Below are 25235 nucleotides of genomic sequence, written 5' to 3' on the forward strand. Positions count from 1 at the left end.
CTATGCGCCGGGCGCTTTCCGGCGTGGCTTGATGGCCCCCGCGGCAGCGGCCCGCAGCAGGCGGCGGAACGTCGGGCAGTCCATGTGTTCGCGCGCCGGACAGGCCGCGGCATGCCGCAGGCCGTCGCGCATGGCGGCGAGGCGGCGGATCGTCCGGTCCAGTTCGTCGGCCTTGGCCGCCAGCGCCGCGCGGTCGATCCGCAGCGCGCCGTCGGCTGCGCCCATGCCGGCAATCTCGTCCAGCGACAACCCGGCGGCGCGGCCCAGCCCGATCAGCGCCAGCCGCTCCAGCACGCCTGCATCGAACAGCCGGCGCAGGCCGTGCCGGCCGCTGGAGGCGATCAGTCCCTTTTCCTCGTAGTAGCGCAGGGTCGAGGCCGGTACCCCGGATCGTCGCGCGACCTCGCCTATGTCCAGTTGCCGCATGCCCTTGACCTCAAGTCGACTTGAAGTGGAAGACTAGCGTTTCGGCACCTGGGCCGTGACGAAATACAGACGAGGTGAACCTCATGTGGGACGAACGCTATGCCGCCGAAGAGTATGTCTACGGGACCGAACCCAACGCTTTCCTGAAGGAACATGCGCAGCGGCTGGCCGGGCCGGTGTTGAGCGTCGCCGAGGGCGAGGGGCGCAACGCGGTGTTCCTCGCTTCGCTGGGGCTGGAGGTGCTTGGCGTGGACGGCTCCGCCGTCGGCCTGGCCAAGGCGCGCCGGCTGGCCGAGGCGAAAGGCGTGTCGATCGACACCCTGGTGGTCGACCTGGCGGACTACGAACCGCCGGCAGCGGCGTTCGGCGCGGTGGTGTCGATCTTCGCGCACCTGCCCAGTCGCGTGCGCGGCAGACTCAACCGCCTGCTGGAGCGTTCGCTGCGACCGGGCGGTCTCTTCCTGCTGGAGGCCTATCGGCCGGAACAGCTCGGCCGCGGCACCGGCGGCCCGGCGGACGTCGACATGCTGGTGAGCCGCGCGGCGCTGGAGGCGGAGCTGCCGGATTGCGAAGTGCTGCTGGCGCGGGAAATCGAGCGCGAGGTGGTCGAGGGCCGTTTCCACACCGGCGCGGCCTGCGTGGTCCAGTTCATCGCCAGGAAGAGGTAGCTCGCCACGGGGCGGGCGTCGGAATGCGTCGAATCTCGGGAATGCGGGCTGTATACTCCCGGCGCGGGTTCCGCTCTGGCAGGATGGCCAGGGCAGGTATCAGTGGATCGTGGTACCTCTTGATCAAGGATTCGACGCATGCAATGGATTTTCATGCTGGTGGGCCTGATCCTCGGCGGCTTCGCCGGGGAATCGCTGGTCGGCGCACTCCTCGGCGGCCTCTCCGGCCTGGCCCTGGGACAGGCCGTCTCGCTGCAGAACCTGGCGCAACAGAACGAGCGCCTGCGCAAGCAGATGAGCGAATTCGCCGAACGCTTCGAGCGCGGCACCGAGGTCATCCACCAGCGCCTGCTGCGCGTGGAGCGCCAGGCGCAGGACGTTCCCGAAAGCGTTCCCGAGCCGGCCGCCGGCATCGACCAGCCGCTCGCAGACACGCCTCCCGCCGAGGTTGCCCCGCCGCTGGACTGGGACATCGAGCTGCCGGCCGTCGAGGCTGCGCCGCCTCCGCCTCGTCCCCCCGAGCCCGTCCAGCCCATCGAGCGTCAGCCGGCGTTCCAGCCTGACGCCCAGCCAGCGCCGCGCCGTGCCGCCCCTCCAGCGCCTCCACGCGAACCCTCGCTGGTCGAGCGTGGCTTCGCCGCGGCCAAGGGCTGGCTATTCGGCGGCAACACGGTATTGCGCATCGGCGTGGTGCTGCTGTTCATCGGCCTGGCCTTCCTCCTGCGCTATGCCTCGGAACGGGTGGCGGTGCCGGTGGAGTACCGTTACGCCGGGGTGGCGCTGGCAGCAATGGCGCTGCTCGGCGTCGGCTGGTGGCTGCGCGAGCGGCGCGCCGCCTACGGCCTGATCCTGCAAGGCACCGGTATCGCGGTGCTGTACCTGACCATCTTCGCCGCCATGCGCCTGCATCCGCTGATCTCTCCCGGCGCGGCGCTGGCGCTGCTGGTGGTGGTGACGATCTGCTCGGCGATCCTCGCCGTGCTGCAGAACGCCATGGGCCTGGCGGTGGTGGCGGCGCTCGGCGGCTTCGCCGCGCCGATCCTGACCTCCACCGGCAGCGGCAACCATGTAGCGCTGTTCAGCTACTTCGCCCTGCTCAACGCCGGCATCTTCGCCATCGCCTGGTTCCGCGCCTGGCGGCCGCTCAACCTGGTCGGCTTCGTCGGCACCTTCGGCATCGGCTTCGCCTGGGGACTGCGCTCCTATACACCGGAGCTGTTCGCCAGCACCGAGCCGTTCCTGGCCCTGTTCTTCCTGATGTACGTCGGGATCGGCCTGCTCTTCGCCCGCCGCAAGCTGCTGGAGGCCGCGCAGGCGCCTGCCGAGCGCGGTGAACTGCTGCGCTGGTCGGCGCGACAGGCCGACTACATCGACGCCACCGTGCTGTTCGGTCCGCCGCTGGTGGGGTTCGGCCTGCAATGCGCGGTGATCGGCCACATCGACTTCGGCATGGCCTTCAGCGCCCTGGCCCTGGGGCTCTTCTACATGGTCCTGGCGCGGGTGCTGCGCGGCCATGCTTCGGCCGGACGCACCAGCCTGCTGGTGGAAATCTGCCTGGCGCTGGGGGTGGTCTTCGGCACCCTGGCCATTCCGCTCGGCCTGGACGCGCGCTGGACCTCGGCCGCCTGGGCGGTCGAGGGCGCCGGCATCTACTGGCTCGGCCTGCACCAGCAACGCCGCCTGGCGCGGATCTTCGCTCTGCTGCTGCAGGGCGGTGCGGCGTTGGCCTATCTGAATGGCGTGCGGCCGGGTGAGACGACGTTGCTGGAGGGTTCGCCGCTGGGCGCGCTGATGCTCGGTGCGGCGGCGCTGTTCAGCTTCTGGCAGCTGCGTCGCGCGCCGGCGAAAGCGCTGGCCGACTGGGAGCCGGCCTGCCGGCCGTTGCTGGCGGCCGCCGGCCTGGCCTTCCTCTACCTGGTCGCACCGCTCTGCCTGGCCGTCGACGGCACCGCCATCGCCTGGGCCGTGGCCGGCCTGGCGAGCTTGTTCGCCGGCTTGCGCCTGGGCTCGCGTACCTTCCTGTTCTGCGCCTTCGCCGTGCAACTGCTGGGCGGTGCGCTGTTCCTCCTGCATTTGCAGGGCGGCGATGGCCAGGGTGGGGTATTCGACTCGGGCTGGCGTGGCTTGATGACCGCCTCGCTGATCGGCCTGGCGCTGATCGGCGGCATGCTGCTGGCGGCGCGCGACCCGTTGGTGAAGGACGACAGTCGGCTGCTCATGGGCTTGAGCCTGGTGCTGCTGGCCGGTCTGGCGTTCGTCAACCTGGCAGTGCTGTTCGTCCTGCCTTGGCGCAGCGCCAGCGCGGTATGGGCCGGCAGCGGGCTGCTGATCGTCTGGCTGAGCCTGGTGCTGCGCCAGCGCCTGAGCTTCTACTTCGGCCTCGCCTTGCAGGTAGTGGGCGGCCTGGCGTTCCTCCTCGCCGGGCCGTCGCTGTTCGGCTCGCTGAGCGGCGAAGGCCTGCGGCCCCTGGCCCATTCCGGGTTCTGGACGCCGGCAGTGCTGGCCCTGGCGGCGCTGGTCGGCGCCTGGCGGCTGCGCCGCGCCGGCGAGCGCGAGCGGACGCTGGGTATCGGTACCCTCGGCCTGCCCGAGCTGTCGCACTTGCTGCTGCTCTGGGGAGCCGGCTGGTGGGCGCTGACCGCGCTGTGCGAAACCGTCCGCTTCGTGCCTTATGGCCTGCGCGAGCATGCGTTGCTGCTGGTGGCCGCGGCGACAGTGGCGTCGTGGATGCTGCTGGCGCTGCGCGAGCGCTGGCGCGAACTGGCCCTGCTGTGCCTGGCGCTGGTCCCGGCGGCGCTGTTGGCCCTGGCCAGTGCCTGGCGTTTCGATTACCAGCCGTTCGGCGAATTCGGCTGGCTGGCCTGGCCGCTGCTGTTCGCCACGCACCTGCTGTCGCTGCGACGCCTTGCCCCGTTGCTGCCGGCGAAGGCCCTGAGCGTCGCCCATGTGCTCGGTTGCTGGCTGTTGCTCGGGGTGCTGGCGCTGGAGCTGCGCTACCTGTTCGCCCTGCTCGCCGAACAGTACAACGCCTGGCGTTGGCTGGGCTGGGCGCTGGTCCCGAGCGCCTACCTGCTGCTGGTGGCTGGCGGGCGGAGCCTGCCCTGGCCGCTGCGCGACTTCCCGCGGGAGTATCGGCTGCTCGCCGCTGCGCCGGTGGCGCTGTTGCTGCTCGGCTGGTTCTGGAGCGCCAACCTGCTCAGCGACGGCGCCGCCGAGCCGCTGCCTTACCTGCCGCTGGCCAACCCGCTGGAACTGGGGCTGCTGATCGTGCTGTTCGCCCTCTACCGCTGGAGCGACGCCAGCCTGGCCTCGCTCGTCGATGGCAATGCCAGCGCGCGCCTGGGGCGCCAGGCGTTGGCCGGCGCCTCGCTGTTCGCCCTGCTGACCCTGGCGGTGTGCCGCGCCGCGCACCACCTGGCCGGCGTGCCGTTCCAGGCCGAGGCGCTGGCCGCGTCGATGCTGGTGCAGGCGGGGCTGTCGCTGGTCTGGACGCTCTGCGCGCTGGGCCTGACCATCGCCGGTACCCGTCTCGGCCGGCGCGACCTGTGGATGGTCGGCGCGGCGCTGGTCGGCGTCGTGGTGGTCAAGCTGTTCTTCGTCGAGCTGGGCAACAGCGGCAGCCTGGAGCGAATCATCTCCTTCATCGGGGTCGGCGTCCTGTTGCTGGTCGTCGGCTACTTCTCACCCTTGCCTCCGCGTCGCGCCGAGGTCGCATCGGAGGCCGAGCAGCCATGACGCGCTCCTTTTCGTTCAGAACCGCCGGCCTGCTCCTGCTGGGCGCCTGCCTGTCCCTGCCGCTGTCGGCGGAGGAGTCTGCCGAAGGTTTCAGCCGCCAGGTGGCGCTGTCGCTGCAGGGCGAAGGACCCTGGTATCGCCTGAGCATCCCGATGAGCGTGCAGTTGTCGGCTGCCCATGCCGACCTGCGCGACCTGCGGGTCTTCGATGCCGAGGGCGAGGCCTTGCCCTACGCCCTGGTGGCCGGCAGCGAACGCCAGGCCAGCACGCCGCATGAGGCCGAGGTGCGGCTGTTCCCGTTGCGAGGCACGTCCGCCGCCGACGCGACGCAGCCGAACCTGCGGGTGCAGCGCAACACCAGCGGCACCATAGTCGAGGTGCTGCCGGGCAACGCCGGGCCGGCTGCCGAGACCCTGCGCGGCTGGCTGATCGACGCGAGCGCGGTGACGTTTCCCCTGGAGCGCCTGCGGCTGGACTGGAGCAGCCCGGAGGAGGGCTTCCAGCGCTTCTCCGTGGAAGCCAGCGACGACCTCGAGCATTGGCAGGCCTGGGGTGACGGACAGATCGCCCGCTTGACCTTCAACGGCGAACGCATCGACGTCAGCGAGGTCAAGCTTCCCGGCCGCCAGGCCCGCTACCTGCGTCTGGCCTGGCCGGCCGGGGCAACCGCGGCAGACCTTCATGGCGCCCGCCTGCAAGGCAGCACGCGGAGCACCGAGCCGGCGCCGATGATCTGGTCCGAGCCGCTGGCCGGGCGCCAGGCGGGGGACGGCGAGTACCGCTGGCAGTTGCCGCTGGCGTTGCCGTTGCAGCGGGTGCGGGTGTCCCTGGAGCAGGCGCTGACCCACACCATCGTCCCGGTGGAACTGTCCGGCCGTGATCGTACGGAGAACGCTTCGCCGCGCCGGGAGGCCGCCTGGAGCAGCCTGGCACGCGGGGTCCTCTACCGGCTGCCGATCGACGGCCGCAACGTACAGCAGAACGAGCTGGAACTGCCGGGCTGGGCGGTGCGCGAGCTGCGTCTGCAGGTGGACCAACGAGGTACCGGCCTGGGCCCGGAGGTCCCGTCCCTGAGTGTCGGCCTGCCGGCCAGCGAACTGGTGTTCCTGGTGCGCGGCAGCCCGCCGTACCGGCTGGCGTTCGGCAAGCCCGGCGCGCAGTCGGCGGCGCTGCCGCTCGGCGTACTGATTCCCGGCTATACCGAGAGCAAGCGCGCCACCCTGGGTAGCGCCAGCCTGGGCGAACCGCTGGAGGTGGCCATGGCGGCCGCGGCGCCGGCACCGGGTAGCGACTGGAAGAAGATCGGCCTGTGGGCGGTACTTCTGCTGGGGGTCGCTCTGCTGGTAATAATGGCAATGAGCCTGCTGCGTTCCTCGCCGAACAAGCCATGAGCCGGTTCCGCGCTATGCTGTTCGGCTGAGGAGGCTTTACGACGGGCCCCGGGGCGCATGCCGACGACGCGGCGGCCCAACAATAAAAACAAATCACGGAGTAAGAGAATGATCAGAATGGCGCTCAAGCCACTGGTAGCGGCCTGCCTGCTGGCTTCGCTGTCCACCGCCCCGCAGGCTGCTCCTTCGCCCTATTCGACGCTGGTGGTGTTCGGCGACAGCCTCAGCGATGCCGGGCAGTTCCCCGATCCTGCCGGCCCCGCCGGAAGCACCTCGCGTTTCACCAACCGGGTCGGCCCGACCTACCAGAACGGCAGCGGCGAGATCTTCGGACCGACCGCGCCCATGCTGCTCGGCAATCAGCTCGGCATCGCCCCGGGCGACCTGGCTGCCTCGACCTCGCCGGTCAACGCCCAGCAGGGCGTCGCCGACGGCAACAACTGGGCGGTGGGCGGCTACCGGACCGATCAGATCTACGACTCGATCACCGCGGCCAACGGCTCGCTGATCGAGCGCGACAATACCCTCCTGCGCAGCCGCGATGGCTACCTGGTGGACCGTGCCCGCCAGGGCCTGGGTGCCGATCCGAACGCGTTGTACTACATCACCGGCGGCGGCAACGACTTCCTCCAGGGGCGCATCCTCAACGACGTCCAGGCACAACAGGCCGCCGGTCGCCTGGTGGATAGCGTGCAGGCCCTGCAGCAGGCCGGCGCGCGCTACATCGTGGTCTGGCTGTTGCCCGACCTGGGCCTGACCCCGGCTACCTTCGGTGGTCCCTTGCAGCCTTTCGCCAGCCAACTCAGCGGCACGTTCAACGCCGAGCTGACCGCCCAGTTGAGCCAGGCCGGCGCCAACGTCATTCCGTTGAACATCCCGCTGCTGCTCAAGGAAGGCATGGCCAACCCGGCTTCCTTCGGCCTGGCCGCCGACCAGAACCTGATCGGCACCTGTTTCAGCGGCAACGGCTGCACCATGAACCCGACCTACGGGATCAACGGCAGCACGCCCGACCCGAGCAAATTGCTGTTCAACGACAGCGTGCACCCGACCATCACCGGCCAGCGCCTGATCGCCGACTACACCTATTCGCTGCTGTCGGCGCCCTGGGAGCTGACCCTGCTGCCGGAAATGGCCCACGGCACCCTGCGTGCCTACCAGGACGAACTGCGCAGCCAGTGGCAGGCGGACTGGGAGAACTGGCAGAACGTCGGCCAGTGGCGCGGCTTCGTCGGCGGCGGTGGCCAGCGCCTGGACTTCGACTCCCAGGACAGCGCCGCCAGCGGCGACGGCAACGGCTACAACCTGACCCTTGGCGGCAGCTACCGCATCGACGAGGCCTGGCGCGCCGGGGTCGCCGCCGGCTTCTACCGGCAGAAGCTGGAAGCCGGCGCCAAGGATTCCGACTACCGGATGAACAGCTACATGGCCAGCGCCTTCGTGCAGTACCAGGAAAACCGCTGGTGGGCTGACGCGGCGCTGACCGGCGGCTACCTCGACTACGACGACCTGAAGCGCAAGTTCGCCCTGGGCGGCGGCGAGCGCAGCGAGAAAGGCGACACCAACGGCCACCTGTGGGCGTTCAGCGCGCGCCTGGGCTACGACATCGCCCAGCAGGCCGACAGTCCCTGGCACCTGTCGCCGTTCGTCAGCGCCGACTACGCGCGGGTCGAGGTCGACGGCTATTCCGAGAAGGGCGCCAGCGCCACCGCGCTCGACTACGACGACCAGAAGCGCAGCTCGAAGCGCCTGGGCGCCGGCCTGCAAGGCAAGTACGCGTTCGGCAGCGATACCCAGCTGTTCGCCGAGTACGCCCACGAGCGTGAGTACGAGGACGACACCCAGGACCTGACCATGTCCCTCAACAGCCTGCCGGGCAATCGCTTCACCCTCGAAGGCTACACCCCGCAGGACCACCTCAACCGCGTCTCCCTCGGCTTCAGCCAGAAGCTGGCGCCGGAGCTGTCGCTGCGCGGCGGCTACAACTGGCGCAAGGGCGAGGACGATACCCAGCAGAGCGTCAGCCTGGCGCTGAGCCTGGACTTCTGAAACGGTGGCCGGCGCCCGGGCGGCGCCGGTCGCGTTTCCCGTCGACGGAACGATCGGCGCGCGCCGGCATCAAGAGAGTAGTACCCCGCTGTTACTCGCTGCCCGGTCGACCGCCATACACTGCCGATCCGTTTCGTTCGAGGGAATCGCCCGATGAGTTTCAACACCGAAGTACAGCCCGGCATCTGCATGGAGCCGGACGCCATCACCCAGGAATACGTGTTCAACCACACCATGCTGCGGGTCAAGGATCCGAAGCGCTCGCTCGACTTCTACTCGCGGGTGCTCGGCATGCGCCTGCTGCGTCGCCTGGATTTCGAGGAAGGCCGCTTCTCCCTGTATTTCCTCGCCATGACCCGTGGCGAAGAGGTGCCCGACGCGCTCGACGAACGCCAGCGCTACACCTTCGGACGCCAGTCGGTCCTCGAGCTGACCCACAACTGGGGCAGCGAGAGCGACGACAGCCAGTACCACAACGGCAACCAGGACCCGCGCGGGTTCGGCCACATCTGCTTCTCGGTGCCCGACCTGGTGGCGGCCTGCGAGCGTTTCGAGACGCTCGGGGTGAACTTCGTCAAGCCGCTGGACCGAGGCATGAAGAACGTGGCCTTCATCAGCGATCCCGACGGCTACTGGGTGGAAATCGTCCAGGCCAGCCTGAACGGCGAGATGGGACGCGGCTGACGACCGTCGATCGGTTGCGCGCCGCGGAAATGAACCGCGCCACCGCCGCCGATCTCCAACCGGCGGTTGCGCGGAGTCAAGCGTGACCGCCAATTCCGCGTTAAACTGCGCGGGTTTTTTCCTCTCTCCGGAGCCATCCATGTCCCGCGTTACCCTGAGCCGCTATCTGATCGAGCAGACCCGCAGCCACAACACCCCGGCCGACCTGCGCTTCCTCATCGAGGTCGTGGCGCGTGCCTGCAAGGAAATCAGCCATGCGGTGTCCAAGGGCGCGCTGGGCGGCGTACTCGGCAGCATGGGCACCGAGAACGTGCAGGGCGAGGTGCAGAAGAAGCTGGACGTGATGTCCAACGAGATCCTGCTGGAAGCCAACGAATGGGCCGGCAACCTGGCCGGCATGGCCTCCGAGGAGATGGACCACCCCTACCAGATTCCGGGGCGCTACCCGAAAGGCGCCTACCTGCTGGTCTTCGACCCGCTGGACGGCTCCAGCAACATCGACGTCAACGTCTCGGTCGGCACCATCTTCTCGGTGCTGCGCTGCCCCAGCGAGTACCTGAACCAGAACGATACCCTGCGCGAGGAGGCCTTCCTCCAGCCGGGCACCACCCAGGTCGCCGCCGGCTACGCCATCTACGGCCCGCAGACCATGCTGATGCTGACCCTCGGCAACGGCGTCAAGGGCTTCACCCTGGACCGCGAGCTGGGCAGCTTCGTCCTCACCCACGACAACATCAGCGTGCCGGAAAGCACCGCCGAGTTCGCCATCAACATGTCCAACCAGCGCCACTGGGAAGCGCCGGTGAAACGCTACGTGGAAGAACTGCTGGCCGGCAAGGAAGGTCCGCTGGGCAAGAACTACAACATGCGCTGGATCGCCTCGATGGTCGCCGACGTCCACCGCATCCTGACCCGCGGCGGCGTCTTCATGTACCCGCGCGACGCCCGCGAGCCGGAGAAGCCCGGCAAGCTGCGCCTGATGTACGAAGCCAACCCGATGTCGTTCATCATCGAGCAGGCCGGCGGCGCCGCCACCAACGGCACCCAGCGCATCCTCGACATCAAGCCGGAGAACCTGCACCAGCGTGTCGCGGTGTTCCTCGGCTCGAAGCAGGAAGTCGAGCGCATCACCGGCTACCACGAGGAGTAGGCCGATGAGCGCGCCCTGGGAGACCCTGCTCGACTGGTGGTTCGGCACCTCCAGCGATGCCGCCGAGGTGGTTGCCCAGCGCAACGGCCTGTGGTTCGGCAAGAACGTCTGCCAGGACGCCGATGCCGGCGGCCGTTTCGGCGACCTGGTGAACCAGGCGCTGGACGGCGGCTTGCAGGAGTGGACGGCCGAGGCCGATGGCTGGCTGGCGTTGATCCTGTTGCTCGACCAGTTGCCGCGGATGATCTACCGCGACACGCCGCGCGCCTACGCCGGCGACGCCCGGGCGCAACGGGTGGTGCGCGAGGGCCTGGAGAAAGGCTTCGACCGCCAGTTGCCGCCGGTGCGCCGGGTGTTCGCCTACCTGGTCCTGGAGCACGCCGAGGACCTGCCCAGCCAGGAGCGGGCGGTAGCCTGCTTCCGCGACCTGCGCGATCAGGTCGGCGGCAGTGCGCGCCAGCCCTTCGATGACTTCTACGACTATGCCGAGCGGCATCATGCGGTAGTCGCCCGTTTCGGCCGCTTCCCCCATCGCAACGCCATTCTCGGCCGCCCTTCCAGCGAGGAGGAGACGGCGTTCCTCAGGGAACCCGGTTCGCGTTTCTGACTCCAAGGCTTCGGATTTCCCCCGCGTATGCCAAGCTGTAGGGCAGCGCTTCCCCCGAACAAGGAGTTCCTCATGGCGTCGTTCCGTACCCTGGCCGTGGTCGCTTTCTGCGTCGTCCTGGCTGCCTGCAGCAAGATCAACCAGGAAAACTATTCCAAGCTCAAGGCCGGCATGAGCAAGGCCGAGGTCGAGGCGATCCTCGGCAAGCCCACCGAGTGTTCCGGCGCGCTGGGCATGTCCAGCTGCACCTGGGGCGACGAGAAGGCTTTCATCAGCGTGCAGTACGCGGCCGACAAGGCGCTGCTCTTCTCCGGCCAGGGGCTCAAGTGATCGGTCTGCCGATCCGGGTGCTCTGCACCCTGTGGCTGGGCTTGCTGCTGGTCGGTTGCGCGGGCTCGCCGAAGAATCCGCCGGCCACCGAGCAGGTCGACCTCCAGCGCTACCAGGGCACCTGGTATGAACTGGCGCGCTTGCCGATGTTCTTCCAGCGCAACTGCGCGCAATCGGAAGCGCATTACCGCTTGCAGGAAGACCAGAGCATCCAGGTGATCAATCGCTGCCTGACCCTGGATGGCGAGTGGGAGCAGGTGGAGGGGCGGGCGGTCGCCCAGCAGCCGGGACGCACCGACAAGTTGTGGGTGCGCTTCGACAACTGGTTCGCCAATCTCTTCCCCAACGTGGCGCGCGGCGACTATTGGGTGCTGGCGGTGGACGACGACTACCGCACCGCGCTGGTGGGCAATCCGAACCGTGAATACCTGTGGCTGCTGTCGCGTACCCCGCAGGTTTCGCAGCAGACCCGCGAGCGTCTGCTGGAAGAAGCGCGCAGCCGCGGTTACGCGGTGGACGAACTGATCTGGCGGGTACCCGACGGCCAGTTGAAGCGGAGCCAGTGAAGGAACGCCCCGCCGGGGCGTTTTTTCTTTCCAGCGCCGTTCACGCCTGGCAGCTGGCGTGGGAAGTATCGGCGTTTAGCGCCCGACGGCTCGAACGAGTGGGGCGGATAAGCGCAACGCGGTTGTCCGCCGCTGCGCAGGGTCAGTCGAGCAGTTCCCCCAGCACCTGGACGAACGCCCGTGCGCTGCGTTCTTCCCCGGCATGCCGGCCGTCGCGCACCACCCATCTGCCGGCCACCATCACGTCGCGCACCTGGCGGTCGCCGCCGGCGAACAGCCAGCGGTTGAGCAGGGCGTCGCCCTCGGCGCTGGCCAGGTAGGGGTCGTTGCCGTCGAGCACCAGCAGGTCGGCGCGGCGGCCCACGGCGAGGCTACCGATCGGCTGCCCAAGGGCCTGGGCGCCGCCAGCCAGCGCAGCGTCGTAGAGCGTGCGGCCGATCATCGGCTGGTCGTCGCGGTACAGCCGGTTGCGTTTCCGGTCGCGCAGGCGCTGGCCGTATTCCAGCCAGCGGAGTTCCTCGACCACGCTGAGCGAGACGTGGCTGTCCGAGCCGATGCCCAGGCGCCCGCCCTGGGCGAGGAAGTCCGTCGCCGGGAAGATGCCGTCGCCGAGGTTGGCCTCGGTGCTCAGGCACAGGCCGGCCACCGCGCCGCTACGCGCCATCGCCGCCACCTCGCCGGGGTCGGCGTGGGTCGCATGGACCAGGCACCAGCGCTGGTCGACCGCGACGTTCTCGTACAGCCATTGCAACGGCCGGCGTCCGCTCCAGGCCAGGCAGTCATCGACTTCCTTCTGCTGTTCGGCGATATGGATGTGGACCGGCAGGTCGTCGTGGCCGGCGGCGAGGACCGTGGCGATCTGCTGCGGAGTCACCGCGCGCAGGGAGTGGAAGCACAGGCCCAAGGAGTGGCCTGCCGCGTCCAGCGGCGCGCGCAGGCGCTGGAGCAGTTCCAGGTAGGCCTCGCTGCCATTGATGAAGCGCCGCTGGCCCTCGCTGGCCGGCTGGCCGCCGAAGCCTGCGTGGCTGTAAAGCACGGGAAGCAGGGTCAGGCCGATGCCGGCGGCGCTGGCGGCGCGGGAGATGCGCAGGGAAAGTTCGGCGGGGTCGGCGTAGGAGCGGCCGTCGAGGTCGTGATGGACGTAGTGGAATTCCGCCACCGCCGTGTAGCCGGCCTTGAGCATCTCGATATAGAGCTGGCGGGCGATGACCTCGATCTGTTCCGGCGACAGCCGAGCGACCATCCGGTACATCAGCTCGCGCCAGGTCCAGAAACTGTCGTTGGGATTGCCGGCGACTTCGGCGAGCCCGGCCATGGCGCGCTGGAACGCGTGCGAATGGAGGTTGGGCATCCCCGGCAGCACGGCGCCGCCGAGGCGTTCGGCGCCGTTGGCGTTGGCGTCGGGACGAATCTCGGTGAGGACTCCGTCCGCGGAAATCTCGAAACGGACATTTCGCGCCCAGCCTTCCGGCAGCAACGCACGTTCAGCGAAAATTGCGGACATAATCAGCTCACACGCAGTCTGTTTTATTTGTATATACATATACAGACGATTAAGCGGTGCGTAAACTCACTTCATCGACGCCTCGACAAGGAGTCTCTCCGTGACGTCCTCTTCTTCCGATCGTTCCCCGCTGGCCTCGCAACTCGGCGAGGTACCGGCGCCGCTCTACGCGCGGGTCAAGCAGATGATCGTCAGCCAGATCCAGTCGGGCGCCTGGCCGCCGCACCACCGGGTGCCCTCCGAGAGCGAACTGGTCAGCCAGCTCGGCTTCAGTCGCATGACCATCAATCGCGCCCTGCGCGAACTGACCAGCGACGGCCTGCTGGTGCGCATGCAGGGGGTCGGTACCTTCGTCGCCGAGCCCAAGGGCCAGTCGGCACTGTTCGAGGTGCACAATATCGCCGACGAGATCGCGGCCCGCGGGCATCGCCATCGTTGCCAGGTGATCACCCTCGGCGAGGAGGTCGCCGGCCCCGAGCGCGCCCTGGCACTGGACGTGCGCGAAGGCCAGCGGGTGTTCCACTCGCTGATCGTGCACTACGAGAACGATATCCCGGTGCAGATCGAGGACCGCTACGTGAACGCCGCGGTGGCGCCGGACTACCTCAAGCAGGATTTCACCCGGCAAACGCCCTATGCCTACCTGACCCAGGTGGCGCCGCTCACCGAGGGCGAGCATGTGGTCGAGGCGATCCTCGCCGAGCCGGCCGAGTGCAAGCTGTTGCAGATCGAACGCGGCGAGCCGTGCCTGCTGATCCGCCGCCGCACCTGGTCCGGGCGTGTCGCGGTGACCGCCGCGCGGCTGCTGCACCCGGGTTCCCGCCACCGTCTGGAAGGACGCTTCAGCTCATGAGCGAATTCCGCATCCTGCGCGCCGTCGACTACCCGAGAATGCCGTGGAAGAACGGCGCCGGCTCCACCGAGGAGATCGCCCGCGACGGCGGCGACGGCCTGGACGGCTTCGGCTGGCGCCTGTCGATCGCCGATGTCGGCGAGTCCGGCGGCTTCTCCCGCTTCGCCGGTTACCAGCGGATCATCAGCGTGCTGGAGGGCGGCGGCATGCGCCTGCGGGTGGATGGCGCGGAATCCGCGCCGCTACGCGCGCGGCAGGCCTTCGCCTTTTCCGGCGACAGCGAGGTGCACTGCACCCTGCTCGATGGAGCTATCCGCGACTTCAACCTGATCTATGCGCCCCGGCGCCATCGCGCGCGCCTGCAATGGCTGCGGGTCGAGGGCGAGCTGGACTGGCACGGCACGGCGAGCACGCTGCTGCTGTTCGCCCAGCAGGGCGGGGTAGCGATTTCCTTGCAAGGGCAACCTCGCGGGCAACTGGCTGCCCACGACTGCCTGTGCGCCGAGGGACTGCAGGGCTTGCAGCATTGGCGCCTGACGGCACACGAGCCGGCGTGGGTCTGTGCGGTGGAACTCGATTCGCTGTGATTCGCCGGCGCCGCCAGGAAAAAGCGTCTACACCGAAAGGGTAGGCGCTTTTGTCTATCAAAAGAATCAAACGTTATTAATCCAATATTTTTAATGCCTATATAGTTCCGCATGCCGTCCGACTCCAACCGGGAGACCCGCATGCCCCCGCTTCGCCAGATCCTCGCCGTCCTCGCCCTGGGCGCCAGCCTCGCCAGCCAGACCGCCGTCGCGGCGGAATGCCCGTACCCGGGCAAAGTGGTGTTCGCCGGGCTGAACTGGGAAAGCGGCATGTTCACCACCGACCTGTTGCGCTACGTACTGGAAAAAGGCTACGGCTGCGAGACCGACGCGCTGCCGGGCAATACCGTGACCATGGAAAACGCCCTGCGCCAGAACGATATCCAGGTCACCGGGGAGCAATGGGCTGGGCGTAGCCCGGTGTGGCGCGCGGCGGAGGAGGCGGGCGAGGTGTTCTCCGTCGGCGAGACGGTGAAGGGCGCCACCGAGGGCTGGTGGGTGCCGGAGTACCTGGTCAAGGGCGACCCGCAACGAGGCATCGAGGCGAAGGCGCCGGAGTTGAGGTCGGTCGCCGACCTGCCGCGCTACAAGGCGCTGTTCCGCGATCCCGAGGAGCCCGCCAAGGGGCGTTTCTACAACTGCCCGACCGGTTGGACCTGCGAGATCGTCAACAGCCAGAAGCTCAAGGCCTACAGGTTGCAGGACAGCTACACGAACTTCCGCACCGGCACCGGCCCGGCGCTGGATGCGGCGATCAGTGCGGCCTTCCGGCGCGGTGAGCCGGTGCTTTTCTACTATTGGTCGCCGACTCCGTTGATGGGCCGTTTCAAGCTGGTGCAACTGGAAGAGCCGCCGTTCAGCGAGAAGGCCTGGGCCACCCTGTCCGATCCGAAGAACCCCGACCCCATCGGTTCCCGCTCGTTGCCGGCGAAGATCACCATTGGCGTTTCCCGCGATTTCCATGACAAGGCGCCGGCGTTGGTCGAGCTGTTCCGCAAGGTCGAGATCCCCTTGCCGCTGTTCAACGAGCTGCTCGCCGACATGGCGCAGAATCATCGCGAGGTCGGCGAGGTGCGTGCGCAGTTCCTTCGCCAGCATCGCGAAATCTGGAGCCACTGGGTGCCGGCCGAAGTCGCCGCGCGCCTCGATACCTCCCTGAAGTAAACCTCGCCAGCCTTCATGGCGCACTACCTGAGCGGGCGTCAGCGCACCCTGGTGCGGCGGCTCCAGGATACCTTCCAGGCGCGCAGCGAATGGCCGACCTGGCTGCTGGTCGCCTGCCTGTACGGTGGTTGGGCACTGCTCGCCAGCCAGTATCGGCATTGGGGCTGGCCGGTGCTGGCGGGGCTGGTGCCGTTCGCCTCCCTCTACATGTCGTTGCAGCATGAGCTGATCCATGGCCACCCGACCCGCTGGCCGAGGTTCAACGCCATGCTCGGCTACCTGCCACTGGCCGTCTGGTATCCCTATCCGCTGTACCGTGACAGCCACTTGCGGCACCACCTCGACGAGCAACTGACCTACCCGGGGCTGGACCCCGAGAGTCGCTACGTCAGTCTGTCCGAGTGGCCGCGCCTGGGCTCCTGGCGGCGGCGCTGGCTCTGCCTGGACAAGACCCTGCTCGGTCGCGCTACCCTCGGCCCGCTGCTGGCCCTGGCGGCGATGGCGCGCCTGGAGGGTTCGCGGTTGCGCCAGGGAGAGGGCGCCGCCTGGCGCCTGTGGGGCCTGCATGCCGTGCTGCTGGGCGGGTTGCTGGCCGGGCTTTGGCGCTGGGCGGGTATCCCGCCCTGGTTGTACCTGCCGGCGGTGGCCTATCCGGCCCTCGGCCTGAGCATGCTGCGCTCTTTCTACGAGCACCGTCCGGCCCGCGAGCCGGCGCAGCGCAGCGTGCTGGTCGAGGCGGGGTGGCCGTGGCGGCTGCTGTTCCTCAACAACAACCTGCATCTGGTCCACCACGATCTGCCGGGCCTGCCCTGGTACCTGCTGCCGCGCGTGTATAGCGCAAGCCGCCGTGCCTACCGGCGACGCAGTGGCGATTTCCACCTGCCCGGCTATGGTCGTCTATGGCGGCGCCACGGTTGGCGGCCGGTGGATGCGCCGGTGCATCCCGAGCATTGAAGGCAGGCGGACGAGAGCATGATCGATACCCCGGTGGTGGCGGCGCTGGACATGTATGTCGAGCCGGACTGCGTCAGGCAGGCCGGCGCAACCTTCATCGGCGAGGTCTGCCGGCGCCTGGGCGTGCGCCGTTACGCGCCGGCCGCCGCCGATCTGGCGGTGCAGTGGCGACAGCCTAACCTGCTGTTCGCGCAGACCTGCGGCTATCCGCTGATGACCCAGTTGCGCGGCCAGGTGGCGGTGCTCGCGGTGCCCAGCTACGACTTGCCCGATTGCGCTCCCGGCGAGCATTGCAGTCTGTTCGTCGCCGCCGAAGGACAGGCGCGCCAGCGCCTCGGCGACTTCCGCAATACCCGCCTGGCGCTCAACGACCACGACTCCAACAGCGGCATGAACCTGCTGCGCCATGCGCTGGCGCCGCTGGGGCGAGACTCGGCGTTCTTCGCCGAAGTGCGCATCAGCGGCGGCCACCTGCGCAGTCTGGCGATGGTGGCGGCGGGTGAGGTCGAGCTGACCTCGGTGGATGCAGTGACCTTCGGCTACCTGCAACGCCACGCACCGGAGCGCCTGGCCGGCCTGCGCGTGCTCGGGCGCAGCGCGCCGAGCCCGGCCTTGCCGCTGATCACCTCGCTGCACTGGAGTGCGGCGCAACGCCGCGAGCTGTTCGAAGCGCTGAACCTGACGCTGATCGAGTGCCCGCACCTGGCCGCGACACTGGCGCTGAAAAGCTTCCTCCCGGCCGGCGAGGAGCATTACCGGATTCTCCTCGACTACGAGCGTCAGGCGCAGGGCTGGGGTTACCCGCAATTGCGCTGAACGGTGTTACCGAAGGCCCCAAACCGGTGCGCGCACGCTTCGAACACGTGCATCCAGGGCCGTTCCGGCAGGCTCCTTCCCCCGGGGGAGAGGCCGCCTTCTCTAATTCTTAACTCCAGAAAAATCAACGGGTTGAATGAGATTCACGGGGATGTAGAGATATCGCCGGAGGGCGTGGCGGCAGAATTGGCCCTTCCTTTGCTTATACTTGTATGTACAAGCATAGATGTGTTCGGTAGACCCAGCCCGACCTCTGCTTCGTCCCAGAATTCAGGCGCACCCTCGCGGGGCGCCGCCCGTTGAACGCCACGCCCAGGAGCCTGCCGTGACCACCCCGAGCAAATTCCGCGATATCGAAATCCGCGCCCCGCGCGGCACTACGCTGACCGCCAAGAGCTGGCTGACCGAAGCGCCGCTGCGCATGCTGATGAACAACCTCGACCCGGAGGTCGCGGAGAACCCCAGGGAACTGGTGGTTTACGGCGGCATCGGCCGCGCCGCGCGCAACTGGGAGTGCTACGACAGGATCGTCGAGACCCTCAAGCAACTGAATGACGACGAGACCCTGCTGGTACAGTCCGGCAAGCCGGTCGGCGTGTTCAAGACCCACGCCAACGCGCCGCGGGTGCTGATCGCCAACTCCAACCTGGTGCCGCACTGGGCGACCTGGGAACACTTCAACGAACTGGACGCCAAGGGCCTGGCGATGTACGGCCAGATGACCGCCGGTTCGTGGATCTACATCGGCAGCCAGGGCATCGTCCAGGGCACCTACGAAACCTTCGTCGAGGCTGGCCGCCAGCATTACGACGGCAACCTCAAGGGCCGCTGGGTGCTTACCGCCGGCCTTGGCGGCATGGGCGGCGCCCAGCCGCTGGCGGCGACCCTGGCCGGCGCCTGTTCGCTGAACATCGAGTGCCAGCAGAGCCGCATCGACTTCCGCCTGCGCAGTCGCTACGTCGACGAGCAGGCCAAGGACCTGGACGACGCCCTGGCGCGGATCCAGCGCTACACCGCCGAAGGCAAGGCCATCTCCATCGCCCTGCTGGGCAATGCCGCCGAGATCCTTCCGGAACTGGTTCACCGCGGCGTACGCCCGGACATGGTCACCGACCAGACCAGCGCCCACGATCCGCTCAACGGCTACCTGCCGGCCGGCTGGAGCTGGGAAGAGTACCGCGACCGCGCGCAGACCGACCCGGCCGCCGTGGTCAAGGCCGCCAAGCAGTCCATGGCGGTACACGTGCGGGCCATGCTGGCGTTCCAGCAGCAGGGCGTGCCGACCTTCGACTATGGCAACAACATCCGCCAGATGGCCAAGGAAGAGGGGGTGGCCAATGCCTTCGATTTCCCCGGCTTCGTCCCGGCCTACATCCGCCCGCTGTTCTGTCGCGGCATCGGTCCGTTCCGCTGGGCCGCGCTGTCGGGCGACCCGCAGGACATCTACAAGACCGACGCCAAGGTCAAGCAACTGATCCCCGACGATGCCCACCTGCACCGTTGGCTGGACATGGCCCGCGAGCGCATCAGCTTCCAGGGCCTGCCGGCGCGCATCTGCTGGGTTGGCCTGGGGCTGCGCGCCAAGCTCGGCCTGGCCTTCAACGAGATGGTGCGCAGCGGCGAGCTGTCCGCGCCGATCGTCATCGGCCGCGACCACCTCGACTCCGGCTCGGTGGCCAGCCCCAACCGCGAGACCGAGGCCATGCAGGACGGCTCCGACGCGGTGTCCGACTGGCCGCTGCTGAACGCCCTGCTGAATACCGCCAGCGGCGCCACCTGGGTCTCGCTGCACCACGGCGGCGGCGTGGGCATGGGCTTCTCCCAGCACTCCGGGATGGTGATCGTCTGCGACGGTAGCGACGAGGCCGCCGAACGCATCGCCCGCGTGCTGACCAACGACCCGGGGACCGGGGTGATGCGGCACGCCGACGCCGGCTACCAGGTCGCCATCGATTGCGCGAAGGAGCAGGGCCTGAACCTGCCGATGATCACCGCCCAGCGCTGACCTCGGAAACCGCCTCCACGCCGGCGGGGCGTGGGGGCGGTCGCCCACTGTCCCGACCAGGCCACAACAAGAATGGCGGCGCGCGAGCCGCAGCGGAGTACAGCAGCATGACCCAGGGCAGCGACAGCAAGCCACTGATCGAACGGCGCTCGATCGACTACATCCCGGCGAACGAGCGCCACGGCCGCCTCTACAGCCAGTTCACCCTCTGGCTGGGGGCTAACCTACAAATCACCGCCATCGTCACCGGCGCCCTCGCCGTGGTCCTCGGCGGCGACGTGTTCTGGTCGCTGGTCGGCCTGCTCATCGGCCAGCTCCTCGGCGGCGCGGTGATGGCCCTGCACGCCGCGCAGGGGCCGCGCCTGGGGCTGCCGCAGATGATTTCCAGCCGGGTGCAGTTCGGCGTCTACGGCGCCTGCATCCCGATCGCCCTGGTGTGCCTGATGTACCTGGGCTTCACCGCCACCGGCACGGTGCTTTCCGGCCAGGCCATCGGTCAGCTCACCGGGCTCAGCGACAGCGCCGGGATCTTCATCTTCGCCGCCTTCATCGTCCTGGTGACGGTGCTCGGCTATCGCGTCATCCACATCATCGGGCGGATCGCCAGCGTCCTTGGCATCATCGCCTTCGTCTACCTGTTCAGCCGCCTGATGCTGCTCAGCGATATCGGCGACCTGCTCGCCATCCGCCACTTCAGCTGGGCCTCGTTCCTCCTCGCGGTGTCCCTGGCGGCGTCCTGGCAGATCGCCTTCGGCCCCTACGTGGCCGACTATTCACGCTACCTGCCGGCGTCCACCTCGTCGTGGAAGACCTTCCTCGCCGTCGGCCTCGGCTCGGTGCTCGGCGCCCAGGCCTCGATGGTCCTCGGGGTGTTCTCCGCAGCCCTGGCCAACGGTCAGTTCGCCGGCCGCGAGGTGGCCTACATCGTCGGCCTGGGCAGCAGCGGGACCGTCGCCGCGCTGCTCTACTTCAGCATCGCCTTCGGCAAGGTGACCATTTCCACGCTGAACTCCTACGGAAGCTTCATGTGCATCGCGACCATCATCAGCAGCGTACGCGGCCAACTGGAGATCACCCGCGTGCAACGCCTGTTCTTCGTCCTCGCGATCGTCGGCGCCTCGACGCTCATCGCGCTGCTCGGCCAGCACTCGTTCCTCGCTGCGTTCAAGTCCTTCATCCTGTTCCTGCTGACCTTCTTCACCCCGTGGAGCGCGGTGAACCTGATCGACTACTACTTCATCACCCGCGAGCGCTATGACGTGCCCGCGCTGGCCGACCCCGACGGCCGCTACGGTCGCTGGAACCTGCCGGGAATCGCCGTCTATACCCTCGGCGTGCTGGTGCAGATGCCGTTCCTGGCGACCACGCTGTACACCGGACCGATGGTCGAGCACCTCGGCGGCGTGGATATCTCCTGGATCATCGGCTTGCTGGTGCCGGCGGTCCTCTACTACCTGGTGGCGCGGCGCAAGGCCACGCGCCAGGCCCCGGCGCGAATGATCCTGCCGGCCGATCCCGGCGCCTTCGAACGTCCCGCGCACGGGGCCTGAGACGAGTTTCCAGGGCGGCGCGGCCGCCTTCAATCCCATGAAACGCCGCCGGCGGACGGCGCTGCCGAGCCCGCCGAACCGAACAAGGAGCCTTCGATGAGCCTGCATCTGAAACCCGGCCAGCTGACCCTGGCCGACCTGCGCCAAGCCTACCTGGCCCCCGTGCGCCTGAGCCTGGATCCCAGAGCCGACGCGCCGGTCGCCGCCAGCGTCGCCTGTGTCGAGAACATCATCGCCGAGGGTCGCACCGCCTACGGCATCAACACCGGCTTCGGCCTGCTGGCCTCGACGCGGATCTCCCCGGCCGACCTGGAGAAGCTCCAGCGCTCCATCGTCCTGTCCCATGCCGCCGGCGTCGGCGAGGCGCTGGACGACGCCATGGTGCGGCTGGTCATGCTGCTCAAGGTGAACAGCCTGGCGCGCGGGTTCTCCGGCATCCGCCGCAAGGTGATCGACGCGCTGATCGCGCTGATCAACGCCGAGGTCTATCCGCACATCCCGCTGAAAGGCTCGGTGGGCGCCTCCGGCGACCTGGCGCCGCTGGCGCACATGTCGCTGGTGCTGATCGGCGAAAGCCGGGCGCGCCATCGCGGTGAGTGGCTGCCGGCTGCCGAAGCGCTGGCGGTGGCCGGGCTGGAGCCGCTGACCCTGGCGGCGAAGGAAGGCCTGGCCCTGCTCAATGGCACCCAGGTGTCCACCGCCTACGCCCTGCGCGGGTTGTTCGAGGCCGAGGACCTGTTCGCCGCCGCCACCGTCTGCGGCGGGCTCAGCGTCGAGGCCATGCTCGGTTCGCGGGCGCCGTTCGATGCGCGCATCCACGCCGCGCGCGGCCAACGTGGGCAGATCGACGTGGCCGCGGCCTATCGCGACCTGCTCACTGCCAGCAGCGAGGTGGCGCGTTCCCATGAGAAGTGCGACAAGGTCCAGGACCCCTATTCGCTGCGTTGCCAGCCGCAGGTGATGGGCGCCTGCCTGACCCAGATGCGCCAGGCCGCCGAGGTGCTGGAGATCGAAGCCAACGCGGTGTCCGACAACCCGCTGGTATTCGCCGTCGAGGGCGACGTGATCTCCGGCGGCAACTTCCACGCCGAACCGGTGGCGATGGCCGCCGACAACCTGGCCCTGGCGCTGGCCGAGATCGGTTCGCTGTCGGAACGGCGCATCTCGCTGATGATGGACATGCACATGTCGCAGTTGCCGCCTTTCCTGGTGGCCAACGGCGGGGTCAACTCCGGCTTCATGATCGCCCAGGTCACCGCCGCCGCGCTGGCCAGCGACAACAAGGCCCTGGCCCATCCGGCCAGCGTCGACAGCCTGCCGACCTCGGCCAACCAGGAAGACCACGTGTCGATGGCGCCGAACGCCGGCAAACGGCTCTGGGCGATGGCCGAGAACGTCCGCGGGATTCTCGCCGTGGAATGGCTGGGTGCCTGCCAGGGCCTGGACTTCCGCGAGGGCCTGAAGAGTTCGCCGAAGCTGGAGCAGTCTCGCCGCCTGCTGCGCGACAAGGTGCCGTACTACCAGGAGGATCGCTTCTTCGCCCCTGACATCGAGGCCGCCAGCCAGTTGCTCGCCAGCGGTTGCCTGAACGCGCTGCTGCCGGCCCGGCTGTTGCCGAGCCTTTGATACCCGCCCCCGGCCGTTCGGCCGGGGCGCTCCAGCAAGAACAACAACAGGAGAGCCGAGGGATGACGCACGACACGGGGCTTCGGCGCGGACTGAACGCCCGTCATATTCGTTTCATGGCACTGGGGTCGGCGATCGGCACCGGCCTGTTCTACGGTTCCGCATCGGCCATCCAGATGGCCGGGCCGGCGGTGCTGCTGGCCTATATGGTCGCCGGCGCGGCGGTGTACATGGTGATGCGCGCGCTCGGCGAGATGGCGGTGCACGAGCCGGTGTCCGGCTCGTTCGGCCATTACGCCAGCAGCTATCTCGGCCCCCTGGCCGGGTTCGTCACCGGCTGGACCTACGCTTTCGAGATGATCATCGTCTGCCTCGCCGATGTCACCGCGTTCGGCATCTACATGGGGTTCTGGTTTCCCGACGTGCCGCGCTGGATCTGGGTACTGTCCATCGTGCTGTTCATCGGCGGGCTGAACCTCTGCCATGTCAAGGTCTTCGGCGAGCTGGAGTTCTGGCTGTCGCTGGTCAAGGTCGGCGCCATCGTCGCGATGATCCTCGCCGGGCTCGGCATCATGTTCTTCGGCTTCAGCCTGGACGGCGCGGCGACGTCCGCCACCGGCGTGCACAACCTGTGGCAGCACGGCGGCTTCCTGCCCAACGGTTGGGCCGGGCTGGTCGCCTCGCTGTCGGTGGTGGTGTTCGCCTTCGGCGGCATCGAGATCATCGGCATCACCGCCGGCGAGGCGCAGGACCCGCAGCGGGTGATCCCGCGGGCGATCAATGCGGTGCCGCTGCGCATCCTGCTGTTCTACGTGCTGACCCTGTTCGTGCTGATGGCGATCTTCCCCTGGCAGCAGATCGGCAGCAACGGCAGTCCCTTCGTGCAGATCTTCGACGGCCTGGGGATCGAGTCGGCCGCGGCGATCCTCAATGTCGTGGTGATCACCGCGGCGATCTCGGCGATCAACAGCGACATCTTCGGCGCCGGTCGCATGCTCTACGGCATGGCCCGCCAGGGCCAGGCGCCGGTCGGCTTCTCGCGGGTGTCGCGGCACGGCGTGCCGTGGATGACCGTGTTGCTGATGGCGGTGGCCCTGCTGCTCGGCGTGGCGCTGAACTACCTGATCCCGCAGAGCGTATTCCTGCTGATCGCTTCCATCGCCACCTTCGCCACCGTGTGGGTCTGGCTGATGATCCTCCTGGCCCAGGTCGGCATGCGCCGGCGCATGGGGCCGCGCCAGGTCGCCGCGCTGAAGTTCCCGGTGCCGCTGTGGCCATTCGCGCCGGCGGCGGCGATCGTCTTCATGCTGTTCATCTTCGTGGTGCTCGGCTATTTCCCGGACACCCGCCCGGCCCTGTGGGTCGGGGCTATCTGGATCGCCTTGCTGGTGATCGCCTACCGGCGCTGGGTCAGGCCGAAGGGCGATGCCGCGCATGGCGTGCTTCAGGCCCAGGGAGGGCTGTGACGGAACCGACGGCGGCCTGAGCCGCCGGCCAATAACAACGATCGAGGCCGTTCCCCCGGGCGCGGCCCGCAGGTTTTCCAACTGCCTTTCCCAATCGTGCATCTGGAGCGTCGAACCATGCGATACAAGAAGTCGATGTTGAGTGTTCTCTGTGCCCTCGGCCTGCTCGCCGCCGCGGCGGGCGCCCAGGCGGAAGGTTGGTGCGAGTCCGGCAAGGCGGTGAAATTCGCCGGGCTGAACTGGGAGAGCGGGACGCTGCTCACCGAACTGATGCAGTTCGTCCTGGCCAAGGGCTACGGCTGTACCACCGACAGCCTGCCGGGCAACTCGATCACCATGGAGCAGGCGCTGAGCACCAATGACATCCAGGTCTTCGCCGAGGAGTGGATCGGCCGCAGCGACGCCTGGAACAAGGCCGCCGCCGCCGGCAAGGTGGTCGGCGTCGGCGAACCCATCGTCGGCGCGGTGGAGGGCTGGTACGTGCCGCGCTACGTGATCGAAGGCGACCCGCAGCGCAAGCTCGAGGCGAAGGCGCCGAAGCTGCGCTCTATCGCCGACCTGGCGCAGTACGCCGAGGTCTTCCGCGACCCGGAAGAGCCGGGCAAGGGGCGCTTCTACAATTGCCCGGCCGGCTGGACCTGCGAGCTGGAGAACAGCGAGATGCTGAAAAGCTACGGCCTGGAAGAGACGTTCACCAATTTCCGTCCGGGCACCGGCCCGGCACTGGACGCGGCGGTGCTGTCGAGCTATCGGCGCGGCGAGCCTATCCTGTTCTACTACTGGTCGCCGACGCCGCTGATGGGCCGCGCCGACCTGGTGCGCCTGGAGGAAAGGCCCGGCGTCGACAAGCGCATCAGGATCCAGGTCGGCCTGTCGCGGACCTTCCACGACCAGGCGCCGGAGCTGGTGGCGGTGCTGGAGAAGGTCAACCTGCCGGCGGAGCTGCTGAACAGCGACCTGGCGCGGATGGCCAAGGACAGGATCGATGCGGCGCGCCTGGCGCGCGAGTTCCTCAAGGAGCACCCCGAGGTCTGGCACGCCTGGGTCGACGAGGACGCGGCGAAGAAGATCGAAGCGGCACTCTGAACCCACGACCGACGAGAG

21 protein-coding genes are annotated in these 25235 nt (G+C 68.3%); 19 read left to right on the plus strand and 2 right to left on the minus strand.

Translation table 11 applies throughout. The features are described from left to right. Nucleotides 1–426, minus strand: a complete 426-nt coding sequence (locus AC4OR5_RS08975) for a helix-turn-helix domain-containing protein (protein ID WP_003114472.1) — start codon at nucleotides 424–426, stop codon at nucleotides 1–3. Between the two features lie 83 nt (nucleotides 427–509). Between AC4OR5_RS08975 and AC4OR5_RS08980 the strand changes: the two genes are divergently transcribed. From AC4OR5_RS08980 to AC4OR5_RS09020, 9 genes are all read left to right on the plus strand, one after another. Continuing rightward, a complete protein-coding gene (locus tag AC4OR5_RS08980; protein ID WP_003096006.1) occupies nucleotides 510–1094 on the plus strand; it encodes an SAM-dependent methyltransferase in 585 nt (194 codons plus the stop codon). A gap of 138 nt (nucleotides 1095–1232) precedes the next feature. Further along, a complete protein-coding gene (locus AC4OR5_RS08985) occupies nucleotides 1233–4829 on the plus strand; it encodes a DUF2339 domain-containing protein (RefSeq protein ID WP_058161044.1) in 3597 nt (1198 codons plus the stop codon). Next, nucleotides 4826–6220, plus strand: coding sequence for a DUF3999 domain-containing protein (locus AC4OR5_RS08990; RefSeq protein ID WP_058161045.1), 1395 nt, complete (start codon nucleotides 4826–4828; stop codon nucleotides 6218–6220). The genes AC4OR5_RS08985 and AC4OR5_RS08990 overlap by 4 nt, the downstream gene beginning before the upstream one ends. Nucleotides 6221–6328: 108 nt before the next feature. After that, nucleotides 6329–8269 (plus strand): esterase EstA, encoded by a 1941-nt coding sequence (gene estA / locus AC4OR5_RS08995; RefSeq protein WP_057384694.1) that lies wholly within the window; start codon nucleotides 6329–6331, stop codon nucleotides 8267–8269. 153 nt (nucleotides 8270–8422) lie between these two features. Further along, nucleotides 8423–8953 carry a lactoylglutathione lyase gene (gene gloA, locus AC4OR5_RS09000; RefSeq protein ID WP_003141835.1) on the plus strand — a complete coding sequence of 177 codons (531 nt, stop codon included), beginning with the start codon at nucleotides 8423–8425 and terminating at the stop codon, nucleotides 8951–8953. A gap of 139 nt (nucleotides 8954–9092) precedes the next feature. Further along, nucleotides 9093–10103 (plus strand): class 1 fructose-bisphosphatase, encoded by a 1011-nt coding sequence (locus tag AC4OR5_RS09005; RefSeq protein WP_023107321.1) that lies wholly within the window; start codon nucleotides 9093–9095, stop codon nucleotides 10101–10103. Nucleotides 10104–10107: 4 nt separating this feature from the next. Next, nucleotides 10108–10710, plus strand: coding sequence for a DUF924 family protein (locus AC4OR5_RS09010; RefSeq protein ID WP_003095987.1), 603 nt, complete (start codon nucleotides 10108–10110; stop codon nucleotides 10708–10710). A 72-nt stretch (nucleotides 10711–10782) separates the two neighbouring features. Beyond that, nucleotides 10783–11040, plus strand: coding sequence for an outer membrane protein assembly factor BamE domain-containing protein (gene bamE, locus AC4OR5_RS09015; RefSeq protein WP_003095983.1), 258 nt, complete (start codon nucleotides 10783–10785; stop codon nucleotides 11038–11040). After that, nucleotides 11037–11606, plus strand: a complete 570-nt coding sequence (locus AC4OR5_RS09020; protein ID WP_003110174.1) for a lipocalin family protein — start codon at nucleotides 11037–11039, stop codon at nucleotides 11604–11606. Before bamE ends, AC4OR5_RS09020 begins: the two co-directional genes overlap by 4 nt. Before the next feature lie 142 nt (nucleotides 11607–11748). Here the strand turns inward: AC4OR5_RS09020 and AC4OR5_RS09025 are convergent, their stop codons facing one another. Then, nucleotides 11749–13110, minus strand: coding sequence for a formimidoylglutamate deiminase (locus AC4OR5_RS09025; protein ID WP_058161046.1), 1362 nt, complete (start codon nucleotides 13108–13110; stop codon nucleotides 11749–11751). Between the two features lie 100 nt (nucleotides 13111–13210). Here AC4OR5_RS09025 and hutC point away from each other — a divergent pair, with 100 nt between their 5' ends. The 10 genes from hutC to AC4OR5_RS09075 all read left to right on the plus strand — a co-directional run bounded on the left by hutC (nucleotide 13211) and on the right by AC4OR5_RS09075 (nucleotide 25217). Continuing rightward, nucleotides 13211–13963 (plus strand): histidine utilization transcriptional repressor HutC, encoded by a 753-nt coding sequence (hutC, locus tag AC4OR5_RS09030; RefSeq protein WP_003095970.1) that lies wholly within the window; start codon nucleotides 13211–13213, stop codon nucleotides 13961–13963. Beyond that, nucleotides 13960–14550, plus strand: a complete 591-nt coding sequence (locus AC4OR5_RS09035; RefSeq protein ID WP_003095969.1) for a HutD/Ves family protein — start codon at nucleotides 13960–13962, stop codon at nucleotides 14548–14550. Before hutC ends, AC4OR5_RS09035 begins: the two co-directional genes overlap by 4 nt. Before the next feature lie 141 nt (nucleotides 14551–14691). Then, complete coding sequence (locus AC4OR5_RS09040) at nucleotides 14692–15714, plus strand: ABC transporter substrate-binding protein (RefSeq protein ID WP_003101766.1); 1023 nt, start codon at nucleotides 14692–14694, stop codon at nucleotides 15712–15714. Nucleotides 15715–15729: 15 nt separating this feature from the next. Further along, nucleotides 15730–16668, plus strand: coding sequence for a fatty acid desaturase (locus AC4OR5_RS09045; RefSeq protein WP_023107319.1), 939 nt, complete (start codon nucleotides 15730–15732; stop codon nucleotides 16666–16668). Nucleotides 16669–16686: 18 nt separating this feature from the next. After that, nucleotides 16687–17484: a phosphate/phosphite/phosphonate ABC transporter substrate-binding protein gene (locus tag AC4OR5_RS09050; RefSeq protein WP_009314428.1), complete on the plus strand. Its 798-nt coding sequence runs from the start codon at nucleotides 16687–16689 to the stop codon at nucleotides 17482–17484. A 325-nt stretch (nucleotides 17485–17809) separates the two neighbouring features. Then, nucleotides 17810–19489, plus strand: a complete 1680-nt coding sequence (gene hutU / locus AC4OR5_RS09055; RefSeq protein WP_031693160.1) for a urocanate hydratase — start codon at nucleotides 17810–17812, stop codon at nucleotides 19487–19489. A 107-nt stretch (nucleotides 19490–19596) separates the two neighbouring features. Further along, nucleotides 19597–21039 (plus strand): purine-cytosine permease family protein, encoded by a 1443-nt coding sequence (locus tag AC4OR5_RS09060; RefSeq protein WP_058152660.1) that lies wholly within the window; start codon nucleotides 19597–19599, stop codon nucleotides 21037–21039. 96 nt (nucleotides 21040–21135) lie between these two features. After that, on the plus strand, nucleotides 21136–22665 hold the full coding sequence (hutH, locus tag AC4OR5_RS09065) for a histidine ammonia-lyase (protein WP_058161047.1): 1530 nt from the start codon (nucleotides 21136–21138) through the stop codon (nucleotides 22663–22665). A gap of 62 nt (nucleotides 22666–22727) precedes the next feature. Further along, nucleotides 22728–24131 (plus strand): amino acid permease, encoded by a 1404-nt coding sequence (locus tag AC4OR5_RS09070; protein WP_058161048.1) that lies wholly within the window; start codon nucleotides 22728–22730, stop codon nucleotides 24129–24131. Between the two features lie 117 nt (nucleotides 24132–24248). After that, complete coding sequence (locus tag AC4OR5_RS09075) at nucleotides 24249–25217, plus strand: ABC transporter substrate-binding protein (protein WP_003095948.1); 969 nt, start codon at nucleotides 24249–24251, stop codon at nucleotides 25215–25217. The last annotated feature ends 18 nt before the right edge of the window (nucleotides 25218–25235 follow it).

This window comes from Pseudomonas sp. YA1 (assembly GCF_058680555.1).

Coding starts and splice junctions, on each gene's coding strand:
- AC4OR5_RS09035 (WP_003095969.1), top strand. CDS start 13,960: ATGAGCGAATTCCGCATCCTGCGCGCCGTCGACTACCCGAGAATGCCG.
- AC4OR5_RS08980 (WP_003096006.1), top strand. CDS start 510: ATGTGGGACGAACGCTATGCCGCCGAAGAGTATGTCTACGGGACCGAA.
- AC4OR5_RS08985 (WP_058161044.1), top strand. CDS start 1,233: ATGCAATGGATTTTCATGCTGGTGGGCCTGATCCTCGGCGGCTTCGCC.
- AC4OR5_RS09005 (WP_023107321.1), top strand. CDS start 9,093: ATGTCCCGCGTTACCCTGAGCCGCTATCTGATCGAGCAGACCCGCAGC.
- hutH (WP_058161047.1), top strand. CDS start 21,136: ATGAGCCTGCATCTGAAACCCGGCCAGCTGACCCTGGCCGACCTGCGC.
- AC4OR5_RS09040 (WP_003101766.1), top strand. CDS start 14,692: ATGCCCCCGCTTCGCCAGATCCTCGCCGTCCTCGCCCTGGGCGCCAGC.
- estA (WP_057384694.1), top strand. CDS start 6,329: ATGATCAGAATGGCGCTCAAGCCACTGGTAGCGGCCTGCCTGCTGGCT.
- AC4OR5_RS09025 (WP_058161046.1), bottom strand. CDS start 13,110: ATGTCCGCAATTTTCGCTGAACGTGCGTTGCTGCCGGAAGGCTGGGCG.
- AC4OR5_RS09050 (WP_009314428.1), top strand. CDS start 16,687: ATGATCGATACCCCGGTGGTGGCGGCGCTGGACATGTATGTCGAGCCG.
- AC4OR5_RS09045 (WP_023107319.1), top strand. CDS start 15,730: ATGGCGCACTACCTGAGCGGGCGTCAGCGCACCCTGGTGCGGCGGCTC.
- AC4OR5_RS08975 (WP_003114472.1), bottom strand. CDS start 426: ATGCGGCAACTGGACATAGGCGAGGTCGCGCGACGATCCGGGGTACCG.
- AC4OR5_RS09060 (WP_058152660.1), top strand. CDS start 19,597: ATGACCCAGGGCAGCGACAGCAAGCCACTGATCGAACGGCGCTCGATC.
- AC4OR5_RS09075 (WP_003095948.1), top strand. CDS start 24,249: ATGCGATACAAGAAGTCGATGTTGAGTGTTCTCTGTGCCCTCGGCCTG.
- AC4OR5_RS08990 (WP_058161045.1), top strand. CDS start 4,826: ATGACGCGCTCCTTTTCGTTCAGAACCGCCGGCCTGCTCCTGCTGGGC.
- bamE (WP_003095983.1), top strand. CDS start 10,783: ATGGCGTCGTTCCGTACCCTGGCCGTGGTCGCTTTCTGCGTCGTCCTG.
- AC4OR5_RS09070 (WP_058161048.1), top strand. CDS start 22,728: ATGACGCACGACACGGGGCTTCGGCGCGGACTGAACGCCCGTCATATT.
- gloA (WP_003141835.1), top strand. CDS start 8,423: ATGAGTTTCAACACCGAAGTACAGCCCGGCATCTGCATGGAGCCGGAC.
- AC4OR5_RS09010 (WP_003095987.1), top strand. CDS start 10,108: ATGAGCGCGCCCTGGGAGACCCTGCTCGACTGGTGGTTCGGCACCTCC.